Annotated in this window: 17 protein-coding genes; 12 read left to right on the top strand and 5 right to left on the bottom strand. The window is 63.3% G+C overall.

Going from position 1 to position 17,959, the window contains the following annotated elements; genetic code table 11:
- Positions 1-375 precede the first annotated feature (375 nt).
- From sppA to AAFN84_RS11005, 10 genes are all read left to right on the top strand, one after another.
- A complete protein-coding gene (gene sppA, locus AAFN84_RS11050) occupies positions 376-1,347 on the top strand; it encodes a signal peptide peptidase SppA (protein WP_347514603.1) in 972 nt (323 codons plus the stop codon).
- Between the two features lie 55 nt (positions 1,348-1,402).
- Complete coding sequence (locus tag AAFN84_RS11045) at positions 1,403-1,690, top strand: integration host factor subunit beta (protein WP_347514602.1); 288 nt, start codon at positions 1,403-1,405, stop codon at positions 1,688-1,690.
- A 34-nt stretch (positions 1,691-1,724) separates the two neighbouring features.
- Positions 1,725-2,045: a LapA family protein gene (locus AAFN84_RS11040; protein ID WP_347514601.1), complete on the top strand. Its 321-nt coding sequence runs from the start codon at positions 1,725-1,727 to the stop codon at positions 2,043-2,045.
- A 68-nt stretch (positions 2,046-2,113) separates the two neighbouring features.
- Positions 2,114-3,112: a class I SAM-dependent methyltransferase gene (locus AAFN84_RS11035; protein WP_347514600.1), complete on the top strand. Its 999-nt coding sequence runs from the start codon at positions 2,114-2,116 to the stop codon at positions 3,110-3,112.
- A complete protein-coding gene (locus tag AAFN84_RS11030; protein WP_347514599.1) occupies positions 3,109-3,963 on the top strand; it encodes an RNA methyltransferase in 855 nt (284 codons plus the stop codon). Before AAFN84_RS11035 ends, AAFN84_RS11030 begins: the two co-directional genes overlap by 4 nt.
- A complete protein-coding gene (gene lspA, locus AAFN84_RS11025) occupies positions 3,960-4,454 on the top strand; it encodes a signal peptidase II (RefSeq protein ID WP_347514598.1) in 495 nt (164 codons plus the stop codon). The genes AAFN84_RS11030 and lspA overlap by 4 nt, the downstream gene beginning before the upstream one ends.
- 61 nt (positions 4,455-4,515) lie before the next feature.
- Positions 4,516-5,514: an MDR family oxidoreductase gene (locus AAFN84_RS11020; RefSeq protein ID WP_347514597.1), complete on the top strand. Its 999-nt coding sequence runs from the start codon at positions 4,516-4,518 to the stop codon at positions 5,512-5,514.
- A gap of 71 nt (positions 5,515-5,585) precedes the next feature.
- Entirely contained in the window at positions 5,586-7,886 is a 2,301-nt protein-coding gene (locus AAFN84_RS11015; RefSeq protein ID WP_347514596.1) for a response regulator, read from the top strand.
- A 158-nt stretch (positions 7,887-8,044) separates the two neighbouring features.
- Positions 8,045-8,920, top strand: coding sequence for a GNAT family N-acetyltransferase (locus tag AAFN84_RS11010; RefSeq protein WP_347514595.1), 876 nt, complete (start codon positions 8,045-8,047; stop codon positions 8,918-8,920).
- Between the two features lie 154 nt (positions 8,921-9,074).
- Complete coding sequence (locus tag AAFN84_RS11005; RefSeq protein ID WP_347514594.1) at positions 9,075-10,547, top strand: DUF4214 domain-containing protein; 1,473 nt, start codon at positions 9,075-9,077, stop codon at positions 10,545-10,547.
- 134 nt (positions 10,548-10,681) lie between these two features.
- Here AAFN84_RS11005 and AAFN84_RS11000 read toward each other — a convergent pair whose 3' ends face one another.
- The 5 genes from AAFN84_RS11000 to AAFN84_RS10980 all read right to left on the bottom strand — a co-directional run bounded on the left by AAFN84_RS11000 (position 10,682) and on the right by AAFN84_RS10980 (position 15,276).
- On the bottom strand, positions 10,682-11,392 hold the full coding sequence (locus tag AAFN84_RS11000) for an ABC transporter ATP-binding protein (protein ID WP_347514593.1): 711 nt from the start codon (positions 11,390-11,392) through the stop codon (positions 10,682-10,684).
- Positions 11,385-12,146 (bottom strand): ABC transporter ATP-binding protein, encoded by a 762-nt coding sequence (locus tag AAFN84_RS10995; RefSeq protein WP_347514592.1) that lies wholly within the window; start codon positions 12,144-12,146, stop codon positions 11,385-11,387. The genes AAFN84_RS11000 and AAFN84_RS10995 overlap by 8 nt, the downstream gene beginning before the upstream one ends.
- On the bottom strand, positions 12,143-13,132 hold the full coding sequence (locus tag AAFN84_RS10990; RefSeq protein ID WP_347514591.1) for a branched-chain amino acid ABC transporter permease: 990 nt from the start codon (positions 13,130-13,132) through the stop codon (positions 12,143-12,145). The genes AAFN84_RS10995 and AAFN84_RS10990 overlap by 4 nt, the downstream gene beginning before the upstream one ends.
- A 5-nt stretch (positions 13,133-13,137) precedes the next feature.
- On the bottom strand, positions 13,138-13,989 hold the full coding sequence (locus AAFN84_RS10985; protein ID WP_347515109.1) for a branched-chain amino acid ABC transporter permease: 852 nt from the start codon (positions 13,987-13,989) through the stop codon (positions 13,138-13,140).
- 117 nt (positions 13,990-14,106) lie between these two features.
- Positions 14,107-15,276, bottom strand: coding sequence for an ABC transporter substrate-binding protein (locus tag AAFN84_RS10980; RefSeq protein WP_347514590.1), 1,170 nt, complete (start codon positions 15,274-15,276; stop codon positions 14,107-14,109).
- 318 nt (positions 15,277-15,594) lie between these two features.
- Here AAFN84_RS10980 and AAFN84_RS10975 point away from each other — a divergent pair, with 318 nt between their 5' ends.
- Positions 15,595-16,299, top strand: coding sequence for a GntR family transcriptional regulator (locus AAFN84_RS10975; RefSeq protein ID WP_347514589.1), 705 nt, complete (start codon positions 15,595-15,597; stop codon positions 16,297-16,299).
- A gap of 114 nt (positions 16,300-16,413) precedes the next feature.
- Positions 16,414-17,823 (top strand): aminomethyltransferase family protein, encoded by a 1,410-nt coding sequence (locus AAFN84_RS10970; protein ID WP_347514588.1) that lies wholly within the window; start codon positions 16,414-16,416, stop codon positions 17,821-17,823.
- The last annotated feature ends 136 nt before the right edge of the window (positions 17,824-17,959 follow it).

Raw genomic sequence — 17,959 nt, 5'->3', positions numbered from 1 at the left:
TCCGCGCGGCCAGACCCGGATGGGTCCGCCGGGACCTGTCCGATCTTCCGATTATCCGCAAGGCTGTGGGCTGCCAATCGAGTCATCCGCCTCTTATGCTGCGAAACCGGTCTTCACGCCAGATGGCAAGCCGGCCAAATACGCCATCGTCGCTGGTTTCGATCAATCGTTACTGGACGATGGCACTGCGATTTACACTCCAATATGGTAATTTTTGGATAAAGGAACAGGCCCCGTGAGCGCCGGGCAGGTGCCAGGCCTTGGAATTGGTCGCAGGCGGACACAGTGCCGCGCCACGCGCCCCCTTCCAACCGCCCCATCGTCTGGACTAAAAGGCTGAACGAAATTGGGGGCGGACCACGAGAGAGGCGCGCCATGACGAACCGAGCTGACGACATCATCGACCGCAGGCGATTGCGGCGCAAGCTCACCTTCTGGCGCGTGGTTGCGCTGCTGGTGGTCGTGCTGGCAGTTGCTGCGGCAGCCTCTTGGGCGATGGGCGGGCCCTTTGGCGGCGGTGCGGCCGACCACATCGCCAAGGTCCGCATAGAAGGCACGATCACCGAGGACGAGGAACTTCTCGATCGCCTCGAACGGATCGCGGAATCACCGCGCGTTCGGGGCCTGATCCTGACGATCGATTCCCCGGGCGGAACGACGGCGGGCGGCGAGGCGATCTACGAGGCGGTGCGCAAGATCGCGGCTGACAAGCCCGTGGTCGCGCAGGTGGGCACCCTGGCGGCGTCCGCCGGTTACATGATCGCCAGTGCGGCCGACCACATCGTCGCGCGGCAGTCTTCCATCGTCGGCTCCATTGGCGTTCTGGTGCAGTTTCCCGACGTTACCGCGCTGATGGACAAGATCGGCGTCAGGCTGGAAGGCGTGAAGTCGTCGCCGCTGAAAGCCGAACCGTCTCCCTTCACGCCGACGACCGAAGAAGAACGCGCCATGCTGCGCGCGCTCGTCATGGACAGCTACGACTGGTTCGTCGGGCTCGTTGAGGAACGGCGGCCGCTGAGCCGTGCCGAAGTACTGGCGGTGGCGGACGGTTCCATCTTCACCGGGCGTCAGGCGCTCGATCGCAAGCTGGTCGATGGGCTGGGCGGCGAAGAGGTGGCGATCGAATGGCTTGCCTCCAAGGGCGTCGATGCTGACCTGGCCGTCATCGAGTGGAAGGCCGAAAGCAATGGCATGTTCGGTTCGTTGTCGCTGGCACAGGCCGTTGCCAGGCTGCTCGGCATCGACGCGCTCAGCCCGGACCTAGCTCGCGCCATTGGCGCCGACCGCATCTTCCTTGACGGGTTGCTGTCGCTCTGGCAACCTTCCAGCGGGGCTTTAGGGGAATGAAAACACAAGCAAAAACACAAGCATAACAAAAGGCCTTCGGCAGGGAGCATGTGTGATGATCAAGTCCGAGCTCGTCCAGAGCATCGCCAACCGCAACCCGCATCTATTCCTGCGCGACGTCGAGAATATCGTCAACGCGATCTTCGAGGAGATCACCGATGCGCTTGCAACCGGAAATCGCGTCGAATTGCGCGGGTTCGGTGCCTTCTCGGTGAAGAATCGTCCCGCGCGCATCGGGCGCAACCCGCGCACGGGCGAGTCGGTCGAGGTCGAGGAGAAATGGGTGCCCTTCTTCAAGACCGGCAAGGAATTGCGCGAGCGCCTGAACGCCGACGACAAGTGATGCTTCACCCCACCTTGCGACGCAGGAGTTCGACATGATGAATCGCGTCTTGACCGTCGCGGTCTTCATTCCGCTGGCTATCGTGCTGATCGCGCTCGCGGTCGCAAACCGTGCGCCGGTCGCGTTCACCTTCGACCCGTTCAATCCCGGCAATCCCGGGCTCACAACGACTTTGCCGCTGTTCATTTATCTCTTTGCCGCGCTGGCGCTGGGGCTGGTGATCGGCAGCATGGCGACATGGTTCCGGCAGGGACGCTATCGCAAGCTCGCCAGGCAGCGCCCGGTCGAAACTGCCCCAGCGCAGGCTCGACCTGCCGGTCCGACCGGCACGGCGCTGCAGAAGCCTAGCGCCTGACCCGGCGCGTTGCGCTCGCAACGCGCCTGTGTCAAAAGCGGCGCAATCCCACGGAGCCAGCAATCGTCTTGAAAGCCCCGCGTGACAAGCGTCGCGACCGAACGCAGACCCGCCATGCGCCGGCAGGCCCTGCTGCCGAGCCGCGTGTGCTGGTGCGGCGTCAGGGCGCGCTACCGGCCGAGAATCTGCCGCTGATCCTCGAAGTCGAGCCATCGGTCGACTACGCGCTGCTCGATTCCGGCAATGGCCGCAAACTCGAGCAATACGGCCCCTACCGCATCGAGCGGCCCGAGGGCCAGGCGATCTGGCAGCCTGCGCTGCCCGAAAAGGAGTGGTTGAACGCCGACGCCGTCTTCACCGGCGATACCGACGAGGAAGGCATCGGGCGCTGGCGCTTTCCCGGGCAGCCGCTGGGCGAGACCTGGCCGATGAAGCATGACGGCATCGACTATCTCGGCCGTTTCACCTCCTTCCGCCATGTCGGGGTGTTTCCCGAGCAGGGCTCACACTGGCGTCACATGGAGCAGACGATCCGCGATGCCGGACGCCCGGTGAAGGTGCTGAACCTGTTCGGATATACCGGGCTTGCCTCGCTTGCGGCGGCGCGCGCCGGTGCGGAGGTGACGCATGTCGACGCCTCGAAGAAGGCGATCGGCTGGGCCCGCGAGAACCAGGAGCTTGCCAGGCTGGGCGATAAGCCGATCCGCTGGATCTGCGAGGATGCCATGAAGTTCGTCGAGCGGGAGGAGCGGCGTGGCAGCCGCTATGACATCATACTCTTCGATCCGCCCGCCTATGGACGCGGTCCCAAGGGCGAGGTCTGGCAGCTTTTCGAACATCTGCCCGCCATGGCCGACATCTGCCGAGAAATCCTGACGCCAAAACCGCTGGCGGTGGTGCTGACGGCGTATTCGATCCGCGCGTCGTTCTTCGCCATCCACGCGCTGATGCGTGACACCTTTGCCGGCATGGGCGGACGCATCGAATCCGGCGAACTGATCATCCGCGAGAAGTCAGCGGGCCGGGCGCTGTCCACGTCGCTCTATTCACGCTGGGTGGCGCAATGAGCACCGGTGAGAACAGGCGCGTCGGGCAGGTGAAGGAGATCACCAGCCTCACCAACCCGATCGTCAAGGACATCCGCGCGCTGGCGATGAAGAAGTTCCGCGACCAGCAGAACGCCTTCATGGCCGAGGGACTCAAGCTGGTGATAGACGCGCTCGATCTCGGCTGGACAATCAGGACCCTCGTTTTCGGCAAGTCGCAGCGTGGCAACCAGGCGGTCGAGAAAGTGGCGGCCCGCGCTGTGGCTGCCGGCGCGCTGGTTCTGGAAGTGTCGGAAAAAGTGCTTGGCGCGATCACCCGGCGCGATAATCCGCAGATGGTGCTCGGCGTGTTCGAACAGCGCTGGACGACCCTCAAGCAGATCAGGCCCGCGGATGGCGACCTCTGGGTGGCGCTCGATCGCGTGCGGGACCCCGGCAATCTGGGGACGATCCTGCGCACCGTGGACGCCGTTGGCGCCAAGGGTGTCATCCTTGTCGGCGATACAACCGATCCGTTCTCGGTCGAGACCGTACGTGCCACCATGGGATCCGTCTTTGCGGTTCCGGTCGCCAAGGCGGGCGTCGACGCCTTCCTGGCATGGCGCAAGACGACCGATGCGCGCTTCATCGGCACCCACCTCAAGGGCTCGGTCGATTATCGCACCGTGGACTATGCGCGCGGAGCCGTCGTGCTGGTCATGGGAAACGAGCAGCAGGGCCTGCCGGACGCGCTTGCCGATGCCTGCGACGCGCTGATCCGAATTCCGCAGGCCGGCCGCGCGGACTCGCTGAACCTTGCGGTGGCCACCGGCGTTGCCCTTTATGAAATGCGCCGCCATGCGCTGCCGAGCGTCGGGAGAGAAGAACAGTGAGGGGCTGGACCGTCTACGGCGTGATCGCGGTGCTGTCGGTGCTGATCGACCAGGCGATCAAGTACGCGGTCGAAACACGCCTCGCCATGCATGAGCAGGTCGACGTTCTGCCGTTCCTGGCGCTTTATCGGGCACACAATACCGGCATTGCATTTTCGATGTTTTCCAACATCGGCAGCGTCGGTCTGGCCGTTCTCACCATCGGCATCATCGTCTTCGTTTCGTGGATCGCCGCCCGCACGGAGCCTGGGCAGGTCTTTGCCAGGCTGGGCTTCGCGCTGATCGTCGGCGGGGCGATCGGCAACCTGATCGACCGGGTCTGGCTCGGCTATGTCGTCGACTATGTGCTTTTCCACCTGCCCGGCTGGTCGTTCGCCATCTTCAATCTCGCCGATGCCTTCATATCCATGGGCGCGGCGCTGGTGATCTTCGAGGAATTCCTCGGCTGGTGGCGCGGGCGCGGCGAGGAAGAGGCCGATCGTCGCGATTGACCTTGCCTCCGGCCAGCCGCAATCTTGCGGCACGACGTTGCCAACCGACAGGGAGATACCGATGACCGACACGTTCAAGGCAATCCTCGTCTCGCGCGACGACGACAAGAAACAATCCGTCGATGTCGTCGAGTTGAGCGATGGCGACCTGATGGACGGCGACGTCACCGTCGCGGTGGAAGCAACCACGGTCAATTACAAGGACGGCCTGGCGATCACCGGTGCGGGGCCCGTTGTGCGGCGCTGGCCGCTTATTCCCGGCATCGACCTCTCAGGAACCGTGGTCACCTCGCAACATCCCGATTGGAAGGAAGGCGATCGCGTCATCCTCAATGGCTGGGGTGTCGGCGAAACCCACCATGGCGCCTATGCGGGACGCGCGCGGGTCAAGGGAGAATGGCTGTTGCCCTTGCCGCAGTCGATGACGCCGGTCGACGCGATGGCCGTCGGCACCGCCGGCTACACAGCGATGCTGTGCGTCATGGCGCTGGAACGCCATGGCATTGCGCCGGAGCGCGGGCCCGTCGTCGTCACGGGCGCCGCCGGCGGTGTCGGATCGGTGGCCATCTCGATCCTGTCGAAGCTCGGCTACCACGTCATTGCCTCCACGGGGCGCCCGACGCATGCCGACTTCCTGCTCGAACTTGGTGCCAATGAAGTCATCGAGCGCGCCGAACTGGAGCAGCCGGGCCGCCCGCTCGGCAAGGAGCGGTGGGCCGGCGCAGTCGATACCGTCGGCAGCCACACGCTGGCCAACGTGCTGTCAATGACCGCCTATGGCGGCGCCGTCGCCGCCTGTGGCCTTGCGGGAGGCATGGACCTTCCCGGCAGCGTCGCCCCGTTTATCCTGCGCGGCGTCTCGCTGCTCGGCATCGATTCGGTCATGGCGCCACGGGAGATCAGGCTCGAAGCCTGGCGTCGCATCACCCGCGATCTCGACCACGACAAGCTCACCGCGCTGTCCACGGTGATGCCGTTCTCCGGTATCATCAACGCGGCCCACGACATCGTCGAGGGCAAGGTGCGCGGCCGCCTGGTCGTCGACATGGGTAGGGATTGACGGCACGGCCTTGCTAAAATTGTAGCGACAGGCCGAAAGCTTCCCTAACCGTTCGCTGTTACCGTGCGGTCATGACGGTGGACCTCGATCACTTCGACACGGCGGCAGAAGCCGGCGCAGGGCGCGACGCCGCGCTGCCTGCTGCGCGTCGGCGTATGCATGTCGGCGCGCCTCCTCCACTCGCGCCCGATCTGACGTCTGGCTGGCGGGTTCCGCTGGCGCGTCCTGCTCTCGTCGCCGCGCTGCTGGCGCTGGCGGGCGTGGCGTATCTCACCGGGTCATCCCTGTTCGTCACCGGCGGTCTTGTGGCGATGAGCATGGTGGTTCTCGCCTTTCAGGTGCGCGACATGCGCAAGGAATGGCAGCTCACCTCCCGGCTCGAGGACAACGTGCGTAGCAGCCGTGAAGAGATCGAACGCCTTGCCGATCGCATGTGGGAGCTCGAAGAGAGCGAGGAGCGCTTCCAGGGGCTGATCAATGCGCTCGGCGACGTCGTCGTCCATCGGGATCGTGCCGGCCGCATCGTCTACGTCAATCGCGTGCTGGCAGATCTGGTCGGCGCCACGCCGGATGAGCTGGTGGGCAAGAGCCTGGCGGAACTCGGCATCGACATTGGCGTCGTGCCAGACAGTGCCTTCTCCAGCGGTGAGTGCCTGTCCTCGACGGATGTCGCCCTGCGGGGCAGCGACGGCGTGCGCTGGTTCTCGTGGATCGAGTTGTCGGTTCGCGACAAGCAGAACAATGCCGTGTCGCATCGCGCGGTCGCGCGCGACATCACCGCGCGCAAACACGCCGAGACGGCATTGATCAACGCGCGCGAGCGCGCGGAATCGGCGAACCAGGCCAAGTCGCGCTTCCTTGCCACCGTCAGCCACGAAATCCGCACGCCGATGAACGGCATCATGGGCATGGCCAAGCTTTTGGCCGATACGCGGCTGACGCCGGAGCAACAGACCTACGTCGCCGCGGTGTCGACATCGGCATCAGCCCTGCTGGCGTTGATCGAAGACCTGCTCGACTACTCGAAGATCGAGGTCGGCCGCTTCCAGCTCGAGCCGCAGCAGATAAGCCTGCGCGAACTGGTGGAGAATGTCGTCGAGCTGCTGGCGCCGCGCGCCTATGCGAAATCCATCGGGCTCGGCTGCCATATCGCGCCGCAGGTTCCCGAACTGGTATCGGCAGATCCCGGCAGGCTGCGGCAGGTGTTGCTGAACATCGTCGGCAACGCCGTCAAGTTCACCGAAGCCGGCGGCGTGATCGTCGGCGTCGACATGGATGGGGAACCCGGCGCCCGTTCCATCCGCATCACGGTCACCGACACCGGCCCCGGCCTTCGCGAAGAAGACCGGGCGCGCATCTTCGAGGAATTCGAACAGGCCGACGGCACCTCGACCCGCCGCCACGGCGGCGCGGGCCTGGGCCTCTCCATCTCGCGGCGCATCGTCAAGGCCATGGATGGCGAGATTTCGGTTGCAGGCGCCATCGGCAAGGGCAGTGCCTTCACCGTGCGCATTCCCGCCATTGACGCCGCGGACTCGTCGATCGGCGCTGCCGACGCGCTCGCCGGTCGCCATGCGATGATCATATCGAGCAACAGCGTCGAAGCCGACGCGCTGGCACATATCATCACGGCTCATGGTGGCATCGCGGCGACGGCTTGCACCGTCGAGGAGGCCGCCGCGCTCCGCGCCCGCGCGGATGCGCAGTTCGACGTCGTTCTCGTCGATGCCGGGTTGGAGCGCGCCGACGGACGCGTGCTCAAGCGTTTGCGCAGCGCGGGTTTCGACGGCGCCGAGGCGATCACGCTCATCGCGCCGACCGATCGGGGCCAGCTCGCCGAATACCGTGCAGTCGGCTACAACACGTTCCTCGCGCGACCCGTTCGCGGCGAAACGCTTGTGCGGGTGTTGCTGTCGGTGCCGCCTTCGACGGCGGGGCTCACCGGCATGTCATCGGATATCGGGGCGCAACAGGGGTCCGACTCTGGTCTCAGCGTCCTCGTCGCCGAAGACAACGAGATCAACGCGCTGCTCGCCCGCGCCACGCTCGAGAAGGCCGGCCACATGGTCGAAGTCGTGCGCAACGGCCGCGCGGCCGTGGAAGCGCTTACCGCTGGCGGCGGAGCGCATCGCTTCGACGTCGTGCTCATGGACCTGCATATGCCGGTGATGGACGGACTCGACGCGATCGCCCACATCCGCAAGCATGAGGATGCCAAGGGCATTTCGCCGGTTCCGATCCTCGTGCTTTCAGCCGACAGCCAGGAAACGACGCGCCACGGCGTGATTGCCCATGGCGCCACCGGCTTCCTGACCAAGCCTGTCGATCCGCAACGCATGATCGAGGCCGTCGAGGGACAAGTCACGGCTTGAAGCGCGGTGATTAGCCGGCAATATTTGCGGCTGATTTGCGGAACCGGGGCGTTTCCTACGGGCGCCAAACGCTCTACCATCCGAATCTGGTCATAGTCCTGTTGCAGTCCGGGCGTAGATCGAACCTGGACTGATAGCCGCAGGAAGGAGATTCGGTCATGCGTGATGTCATGATGGAAAAATCCCCTCTCAATCACCCGCTCGGGCACCCTGTCGAGGCGGCCTTGCGGGACGGCAGGCTTCTGGGGCGCATTGGCACCTTGCAGGTTCGCCTTGCGCGTGATTCGGGCGAGGTCGAGGCTGCCCAGGCGATACGATACCGCGTCTTCCACGAGGAACTTGGCGCGCGCGCCCATGCGGCGGGTCTGCAGGACAGGCGCGATGCCGACCGCTTCGACGACGTCTGTGATCATCTCCTGGTGCTGGACAGCACGATAGACGGGCCGGACCATGCCCGCATCGTCGGCACCTACCGCTTGTTGCGGCAGGAGTCCGCACGTGCCGCCGACGGCTTCTATTCGAGTGACGAGTTTGACCTCGAGACGCTGGTCGCGCGTCATCCACATCTCAGCTTTCTCGAGCTGGGGCGTTCCTGCGTGCTGCCGCAATACCGCTCCAAGCGGACGATCGAGCTGTTGTGGCAAGGCATCTGGGCCTATGTGAACCACCATGGCATCGGTGTGATGACCGGCTGTGCCTCATTCCCGGGAACGGTGCCGGCGGCGCATGCGGAAGCCTTGTCGTTCCTGGCCCACAACTGCCGCGCGGACGGCGATTGGCATGTCGCGGCCGTCGCGCGGCGCTTCCAGCCGATGGACCTGATGCCGGTGGAAGCCATCAATGCCCGCGCCGCGCTGGCTGCCATGCCGCCGCTCATCAAGGGGTATCTGCGGCTCGGCGCAAAGGTAGGAGACGGCTGTGTCGTCGACCTGGATTTCGGCACCACCGACGTGCTGATCGTGCTGCCGGTCGAAACCATCTCCTCGCGCTACATCAACTATTACGGCGCCGACGCAGAGCGGTTTGCAGCGTGAAGAGCTAATGTTCGACTCCCTAATATCTTGGTTGCCGTGCGGACGTTCTTGCCGTTGCGTAAATCAAGAGCACTTAAGTCAGTAACTTCGCTTTCATAAACTCCGCCTACGACTGCGGTGCTCATGCTCGGGCAGGTTGTAGACGGGGGTAGTCGTGGCGACTAACGTTAGTATTTCCATTGAGTTGGGTGACTCAACTCAATCTCTTTCTGAAGTTGACGTGACGGTGTTTGAGGGAGGGTCCGTTGCGGACAACGACGGAAACATAAATGGTTTCAGCGGGGTGTATTTCTCCGCCATCAAGCAAACCGCTACATATTATAATATCACAATCACGTCTGACGAAAATACGCCGTTCGACATCGGGTCTCTTGTAGTTGCGGATACCGGAGATACGAGCGACTATATTTTTGTATGGCGATTGGATTCAAACGGAAATACCACAGGTAGTATGGTTGGTCTATTTACTGAGAATGTTGATGTAAATAGTGCGTTTTCATCTCAAATACTAGAACTCAATTTTGAAGACGTTTACGGCATCAAATTGGAGTACATGGACAACAGTGGAGGACCATTTTACTTCGATTCGGACGCGTTCGCCGCTGTGTCGGTCGCACCTTCGCCAGACACCACTGCGCCGACGCTCGTAAGCAACACGCCGGCAGACGATGCAACCGGATTTGCCGCCGACGCCAACATTGTGTTGACCTTCGACGAAGACATGGTCGCCGGCAGCGGAGATATCGTCATTGTCAATGTAGATGATCCGAGCGATTCTCGGACAATTGCTGTTGGCGAAAGTCAGGTTACGATCGACGGCAAAACGGTCACGATCAATCCAACCGACAATCTGAAGCCGGATGCCAATTATTATATCGAGATCGCGTCGGGCGTTCTTGAGGATGCCAACGGCAACGCTTTTGCAGGCATCAGCAGCGCAACGGACCTGAACTTCACCGTAGCTAAACCATCGACCGGCGGCGGTGGCTCGAAGCCTAAGCCCAAGCCGGAACCTGAGCCAAACATCGTGCATACCGACGATGATGGGCAGGCTGTGGCGACGGACGAGGCTGAGACATTCGTTGGTGAGGATGACGCCATCGACGCAGTCTCGCTCTCCGGTTCTCGCGAGGATTTCACGGTCACCCGCAACGAGGACGGCAGTTTCACCATCAAGGGCACTGGAGCCGCAGACACTCTCCAGTCGATCGAGCGCCTTCACTTCGATGACGGCGTCCTGGCGCTCGACGTTGAGGCCGAACCGGGCCTGGCCTTCCGCCTCTACCAAGCGGCCTTCGGTCGCGAGGCCGATGAGGCGGGCCTGGGCTTCTGGATCGAGCGTCTTGACGATGGAGAAATCGATCTGCTGGGTCTCGCGCAATCATTCATCCAGTCCGATGAGTTCGAGAGTCTCTATGGAAATGGGGTGGAGAATCTGAGCTTCATCGAATTGCTTTACGAGAACATTCTCGGTCGCGAATTCGAAGACGACGGCTTTGCCTTCTGGCAAGAGGCGCTGGAGAATGGCGCCACCTATGACTGGCTGCTCGCGGTCTTCTCCGAAAGCGAGGAGAACGTCGAGAATATCGCGCCGCTGATCGCCGACGGCATCTGGTATCAGCTATAGGCAAGCTAGGGGCAGGGCAATGTTCTCCCCCTATATCGGTTGCGCATGCTAAACCGCATCAGACCCGACGCATATCCTGCGTCGGGTTTATATTAACTCAGGTGGCGGACCTCTTCGGTTCGGAGCAGCCCGACCTAACCGAGTTTGAGCCCGAGATAGCGCTCAAGCGTTGCCTGGTCGTCCAGCAGGTCCGCCGAGGGCGCGCGGTGGGCGATCATGCCACGTTCGATGATCACCGCGTCCCGGGTAAGCCGCAGCGCCACTTCGGCATGCTGCTCGACCAGCACGAGGGCCATGCCTTCGTCCTGTGACATCTTGCGCACGGCGGCGGTCAGTTCCTCGACGATGATCGGCGCGAGGCCTTCGAGCGGTTCGTCGAGGAGCAGCACCGAAGGATTGGTCATCAGCGTTCGCGCGATGGTGAGCATCTGCTGCTCGCCGCCGGAAAGCTGGTTGCCCATGTTGCCGCGCCGCTCCTTCAATCGCGGAAACAGGCCGTAGACGGAATCCACGTCCCACCGTCCCGGCTTCGCCGCGACCGTCAGGTTCTCTTCCACCGTCAGCGACGGAAAGATGTCGCGCTCCTGCGGCACCCAGCCGATGCCGAGCCGCGCGCGCTTGTGCGGCTGGAGCCGCGAGATATCCTGGCCCTTCAACCGGACCGCGCCGCGCGCCAATCCGACGAATCCCATTACTGTCAGCAGCAGCGTCGTCTTGCCGACGCCGTTGCGGCCCAGAAGCGCCAGGCTGCCGCCCTCCGGCAGGGAGAGGGACACACCATCCAGCACCACGGCTTCGCCATAGCCGGCGCGCACGTCCTGCAGTTCGAGCAGCGGTTCAGTCATGGCCCTTGCCCAGATAGACTTCGCGCACGCGCGGATCGCTGCGCACCACGTCCGGCTCGGCCTCCAGCAGCACGCCACCGGCGACGAGCACGATGATCCGCGTTGCGAATCGGAAGACGATGTCCATGTCGTGTTCGATGAACAGCACGGAGATGTCGGCGGGGAGTGCTGCGATCACCTCGAACAGGGCGGCGCTTTCGTCCTTCGGTACGCCGGCTGCGGGCTCGTCGAGCAGCAGAACCTTCGGCCGTGTCGCAAGCGCGAGCGCGATCTCCAGAAGCCGCTGCTGGCCGTAGGCCAGTGTCCGCGTGCGGCGCGTTGCGGCATCCGCGAGGCCGAGCTGCGACAGGATCGCAAGGCTTTCCTCAATCGCGTCATCATGCGAGGCGAGGGGGCGCCAGAACTGGCCGGTCTTGCCTTCGCGTTCGCACACCGCCAGCGTCACTGCTTCGAGCGGCGTGAGCTCCGGAAACAGGGTGTTGATCTGGAACGTGCGCGTCAGCCCCTGCCGAACGCGGGCGGCGGCAGGCTTGCCGGTGATGTCGTCGCCCTCAAGGAAAATGCGGCCGGAATCGGGTTTCAGTTGACCCGTCATCAGGTTGATGAGGGTGGTCTTGCCCGCGCCATTGGGCCCGATCAGCGCATGGCGGCAACCGCGTGGCAGGGCCAGCGACACCGATTGCGTCACTTCGAGCTTGCCGAAGCTCTTGGTTAGCGCCTCCGTGCGCAGGACTGCGTCGTTGGTGTCGCTCATCGATCACGCCCGCCGGTGATGCGCGCGAGGAAACCCAGCACGCCCTTGGGCATGAAAAGCACCACGAACATCAGCAGGATGCCGATCCAGAAGTACCAGTATTGCGGGTTGATGCCGGAGAGCTGGTCACGCGCCAGGAGGAAGATGATCGAGCCGACGATCGCGCCGTACAGCCGGCCCGTGCCGCCGAGGATCAACATCACGACGACGTCGGCTGAACGGTTGAAGCTGAGCACGTCGAGGGCCACGGTGCTGGTGGTCTGGACGAGCAATGCGCCGGCGAGCCCCGCCATCGCCGCCGATATGACGTAAATCTTCTGCAGGTGAGAGCGGTATTCCGAACCGATCGCCGGCATGCGCTTGATGTTCTCGCGCACCCCGCGCAACGCCAGTCCGAACGACGAGTTGACGAGCCTCCGGCTGGCGAGAAAGCAGATGAAGAGCACCGCAAGCGTATATCCGAACGCCGTGTAGCCCCACAGGTCGAACCGGAAATATCCGAATATCGGCCATGTGCGGGGAATGCTGAGCCCGTCGGTACCGCCGGTCAGCCAGCTCATCGCGTTGGCGAGCTCGAGCGTCAGGAACCCCAGTCCGAGCGTGATCATCAGCAGAGCCAGATGTTGCACGCGCACGATGATGAAGCTCGCGGCATAGCCGACCAGCCCCGCAAATGCGCCGGAGAGGAGCAGCCCCGTCAAAGGTTCGCCCCAACCCGCCTGGCCGAGCAGGGCCGCAGCATAGGCGCCAAGCCCGAAGAACATCGCATGGCCGAGCGTGATGATGCCCGCATAGCCGAGGATGAGGTCAACGGAGAGCGCAAAGAGCGCCGCGATCGCCACCTGGCTTGCCAGGGGCAGGTAGGTTGGAAACAGGAAGAACGGCAGCAGCAGCGCCGCCCAGAAAACGATCTCGAACGGGCTCCATCGGCTCTGCCGCTTGAGCCAGCCGCGCGCGGAGGTTTGATCGATGGTGACGTCGCTCATCCCGCTCACCGCTTTCCGAACAGGCCGAGAGGACGCACGAACAAGATCGCCACCAGCAGCAGGTAGATCAGGAACGATCCCGCCTCGGGCACGAAATATTTGCCCGCCACGTCGCCGATGCCGAGAAGTGCCGCACCGACGAAGGAACCGGTGATGGAGCCGAGGCCGCCCACCGACACGACGATCAGCACGTAGACGAGGAAATGAAAACCGAAGGAGGGATCGAGGCCGACGATCTCCACCGCAAGCGCGCCGCCCAGTCCAGCCAGTCCGCTGCCGAGCGCGAAGGTGATGCCGAATATCCTGCTGACATCAAGCCCCAGCCCCTGTGCCACGCGCTGGTCGTCGACGGCCGCGCGAATCTGGGCGCCGAGCCGCGTCCGCTCCAGTCCGAAGACCAGCACGGCAGTGACGATCAGCGCGACCACGATCAGGAATATCCGGTAGATTCCGAATGGCATGCCGGCGATCATCACCGAACCCCGCAGCCATGACGGCAGCGGCAGCACCTGCTGCACGGTGCCGAAGACATAGGTGGCGACAGCAGCCGCGACGAACACGACGCCAATGGTGAACAACACCTGGTTCAGCTCGGTTGCGCCGTAGAGCCTGCGAAAGAGTGTCCGCTCGAAAACGATGCTGATCAAGGCTGCGGCGAGGAAGGCGGCCGGCAGCGCCAGGAGAAATGGAAAACCGAGCTGCCGCATGACGGTCACCGCGACATAGCCGCCCAACATGCCGAAAGCGCCATGGGCGAGATTGATGAAATTCATCAGCCCCAGCGTGACCGAAAGCCCGACCGACAGGACGAACAGCAGCATCCCGAAGGCAAATCCGTCGAAGAGAACGATGACGATACTGCTCATTGCGACTGATCGCGCCTGCTCTGTTGGTGCGGCTTCAGAAGCCCGGGCAACGCTGTTCCCCAAGCCTGATCGAAGGTGAAGGGGCGGCGCTGCCGCCCCTGCCGGTTCCTAGTGAAGCGGGTCCTTCACGTCGGGGATCTCGTGAATGATGACGTTCTGCAGCGTGCCGTCGACATCCTGGACTTCACGGATGTAGACGGTCTGCACGACGTCGCGCGTCTCGGGGTCGATCGACATCGGTCCGCGCGGGCTTTCCCACGACATGCCCTTGGCGGCTTCGACGAGGGCATCGCCCGAGGCGTCGCCGTTGGTCTTCTTGAGTGCCTCGTAGATCAGGTGCATGCCGTCATAGCCGCCGATCGAGAACAGGTCCGGCGCGCGGCCATTGTTGGCGGCGAGATAGGCGTCGACATATTCCTTGTTCAACGGATCGTCACGCTCCAGCGTGTAGTGGAAGGTGGTGATGATGCCGTTGGCCGTCGCGCCCATGCTTTCCAGCGCTTCCGGGTGGGTGAGCTCGCCCTGCGCGAAGATCTTGGTGTCCGGCGGTGCCAGGCCACGATCCACCAGCGCCTTGCCGATGGCGGCAGGCTGTGCGCCGCCCGGCACGAAGATGTAGACGGCCTCCGGGTTGGCGTCACGTACGCGCTGCACATAAGCGGAGAAGTCGGGGTTGGCGACTGGTGTGCGATCCGATCCAAGGATCGTGCCGCCCGCCTCGGTGAAGCCCGACGAGAACGCCTTCTCGGCGTCATGGCCCGGGCCGTAATCCGATACGAGCGTATAGGCCTGCTTGATGCCGGCTTCCTCGACCGCCCACTTGCCGAAGGCATAGTTGAGCTGCGGGATGGTGACCGAGGTGCGCACGATATACGGCGACTGCTCGGTGACCACCGAGGTGGCGGCGTTCATCACCACCATCAGTTTCTGCGCTTCGTCGGCAACGGGGGCCGCGCCAAGCGCTTCCGGCGTCAGGGCAAAGCCTGCGATGATGTCGACCTCATCGCGCACGACGAGTTCCTGCGCCATGCGCTGGGCGACGTCGGCCGCCGGGCCGCCAGTATCCTTCTTGATGATCTCGATCTTCTTGCCGGCGACCTCGTCGCCATGCTTGGCGATATAGAGGTCAATGCCGGCCTGAAGCTGATTTGCGGCATCGGCGAACGGCCCCGAATAGGGCAGGATGACGCCGATCTTAACCGTTTCCTGGGCAAGCGCGCTCGTCGACCAGGCCAAGCCCAGTCCGAACGCCGCAATGGCTGCTGTTCTTCCCAACATGCAAAATCCTCCCTTTGTTGCCGAGTCGCTCCCCTGATGGATCGACCGATCCGCGGGAACTGCGCCTCCTGAGGCAAAGTGTATACATCGATTGCAGCCACGCCAAGAGGCAGATGCACGCTCGCGGCCAAATGACGGCAATCAACTTTCCGGCAATTCCGGAATGTATTCAGTGCCGCAGCTTTCCGGCCCCATGGTGCTGGATCGGGCGTCGATACCCATCGGAATGGCGTAATCGGAGCGAAACATGTATACTTGGGATGCCGATCACGGGAGGATGTCGGACGTATGGAGCGGGCTTCCAGCAGGACACATGCGATGCGCGCGGTCATCGAGCTGCGCGAGAAGATCGTCAGCGGCGAAATCCCCGGCGGAACGCGGTTGTTCGAAGTGACGATGGCGGAGTCGTTGAACATCTCCCGCACGCCGGTCCGGGAAGCGATGTCGCGCCTGGCGGAGGAGGGGCTGCTCGACCGGGCAAGGGGTGGAGGATTCATCGTTCGCACTTTCGGTTTTGCCGATGTCATCGACGCGATCGAATTGCGTGGGGTGCTGGAAGGCACCGCAGCACGGCTGGCGGCCGAACGTGGCGCAGACCCTGAGGCGTTGACAGGCATCCGCGCAACGGTTGCCGCGCTCGACAAATGTTTCGGCGTCACGCCGCAGGATGTCGACTTCGACGGCTACTCGGAGCTCAACGCCAAGTTTCACCGGCAGCTTGCGGATCTGGCCGGCAGCGAGACGATCCGGCGGGAGATAGATCGCGCGACGCGGCTTCCCTTCGCCTCGCCGTCGGCGTTCCTCCCCGACAAGGCCGACATTGACGCCTTTCGGCGGTCGCTGACCATCGCGCAGGAACAGCATCGCGAACTCGTCGCTGCGATCGCCGCGCGGGAAGGCGCGCGTGCGGAAGCGATCGCCAGGGAGCACGCCCGAAGCGCGCGCCGAAACCTCGACTACGTCATGATCGAGGATCGCAGCCTCATCCCACGGATGCCCGGCCTCGCTCTGCTGGCGAGCTGACGCTCCCGCATTACCGACGCTGGATTAGATGGCGCGACGGCATATCGCGCTTGCATTCGTCGCCCGTATGAGCGAGATTGTATACATCAACGAACCCACCCGGGAGGAAGAATAGTGACAAAATCCAGTCTGGAAGCCGTTTTGCAGGGCAGCGGTAACCCCGTTGAGCTGCTCCGCAACTCAAAAACAGGCATGTATGTATACCCTGTGGTCGCGCCGGAATTTTCCAACTGGCGCGAGGAGCAGCGCGCCTGGCGTGATTCCGCGGTGCTGTTCGATCAGTCCCACCACATGGACGAGCTGATCGTCGAGGGCCCCGAGGCGGAGAAGTTCCTCTCCCATCACGGCATCAATTCGTTCTCGAATTTCGGCCTCAACCGCGCCAAGCACTTCGTTCCGGTTACACCTGCCGGGCACGTGATCGGCGATCACATCATCTTCCGCGAGCGCGAGGACAAGTTCATCCTCGTCGGCCGCGCGCCGACCTCCAACTGGCTGATGTTCTGCGCCGCCTATGGCAAGTGGAATGTCCGCATCAAGCATGATCCCCGGTCGCCGTCCCGCCCCGAGGGCGAGCGCGTCCTGCGCACGCATTACCGCTACCAGATCCAGGGACCGGAAGCGCCGAAGATCTTCGAGAAGATGAACGGCGGCCCGATCCCGGACATCAAGTTCTTCCACGTCGACTGGATCAATATCGGCTCCAAGAAGGTGCAGGCGCTGCGCCACGGCATGTCCGGTGCTCCAGGCCTCGAAATCTGGGGTCCTTACGAGGACAAGAGCTACATCCTGTCGTGCATCCTCGAAGCGGCCAAGGAAGCCGGCGTCGATCTGGTTCGCTGCGGTAGCCGCGCCTACTCGACCAACACGCTGGAATCCGGCTGGATCCCGTCTCCGCTGCCGGGCATCTACACCGGCGACGGCATGCTCAAGGCCTATCGCGAATGGCTCGGAGCGGACAGCTATGAGGCCAGCGGCGCGATCGGCGGCAGCTTCGTTTCCGACAACATCGAGGACTACTACGTCAATCCGTTCGAACTCGGCTACGACTTCTATATCGGCTGGAAGAAGGACGACTTCGTCGGCAAGGCGGCGCTCGAGAAAATGAAGGGCCAGACCAACCGCAAGAAGGTCACCTTCGAGTGGAACCGCGACGATGTGCTCAAGGTCATCGCCTCGGCCTTCGACAAGGGCGAGCCCTACAAGTGGATCGACTTCCCGCAGCCGAACTATGCCTCGTCGTCGGCCGACATGGTCATGCGCGACGGCAAGATGGTCGGCATGTCGATGTTCAACGGCTATTCCTGGAACGAGCGCTGCGTGCTCTCGCTGGGCGTCGTCAATGCCGACGTCCAGGAAGGCGACGTGCTGACGATGCTGTGGGGCGAGCCCGAGACCACGGGCAAGACTTCGACCGAAAAGCACAAGCAGACGGAGATCCGCGTGCGCGTTTCGCCGACCCCTTATGCAAGCCAGGCGCGCGAGAGCTACGCCGACAGCTGGCGCACGAAGAAAGGCGCCTGACGCTTCTGAGATCGCCGGTTCGCCGGCACCATGCCAGGATGAGGCCGCGGTTCTGCCGCGGCCTTTTCGTATGCAGCACCTTGAGAATGTATGCAGGATTCACGGTCGCAATGAGCGTAAAGTGGTGCCGCTGCAC

The organism is Mesorhizobium sp. CAU 1741 (assembly GCF_039839275.1).
In the GTDB taxonomy this organism is placed as follows: Bacteria; Pseudomonadota; Alphaproteobacteria; order Rhizobiales; family Rhizobiaceae; genus Aerobium.
Note: the sequence above shows the minus strand (reverse complement) of the source record. Positions and strands in the feature narration are given on the sequence as shown.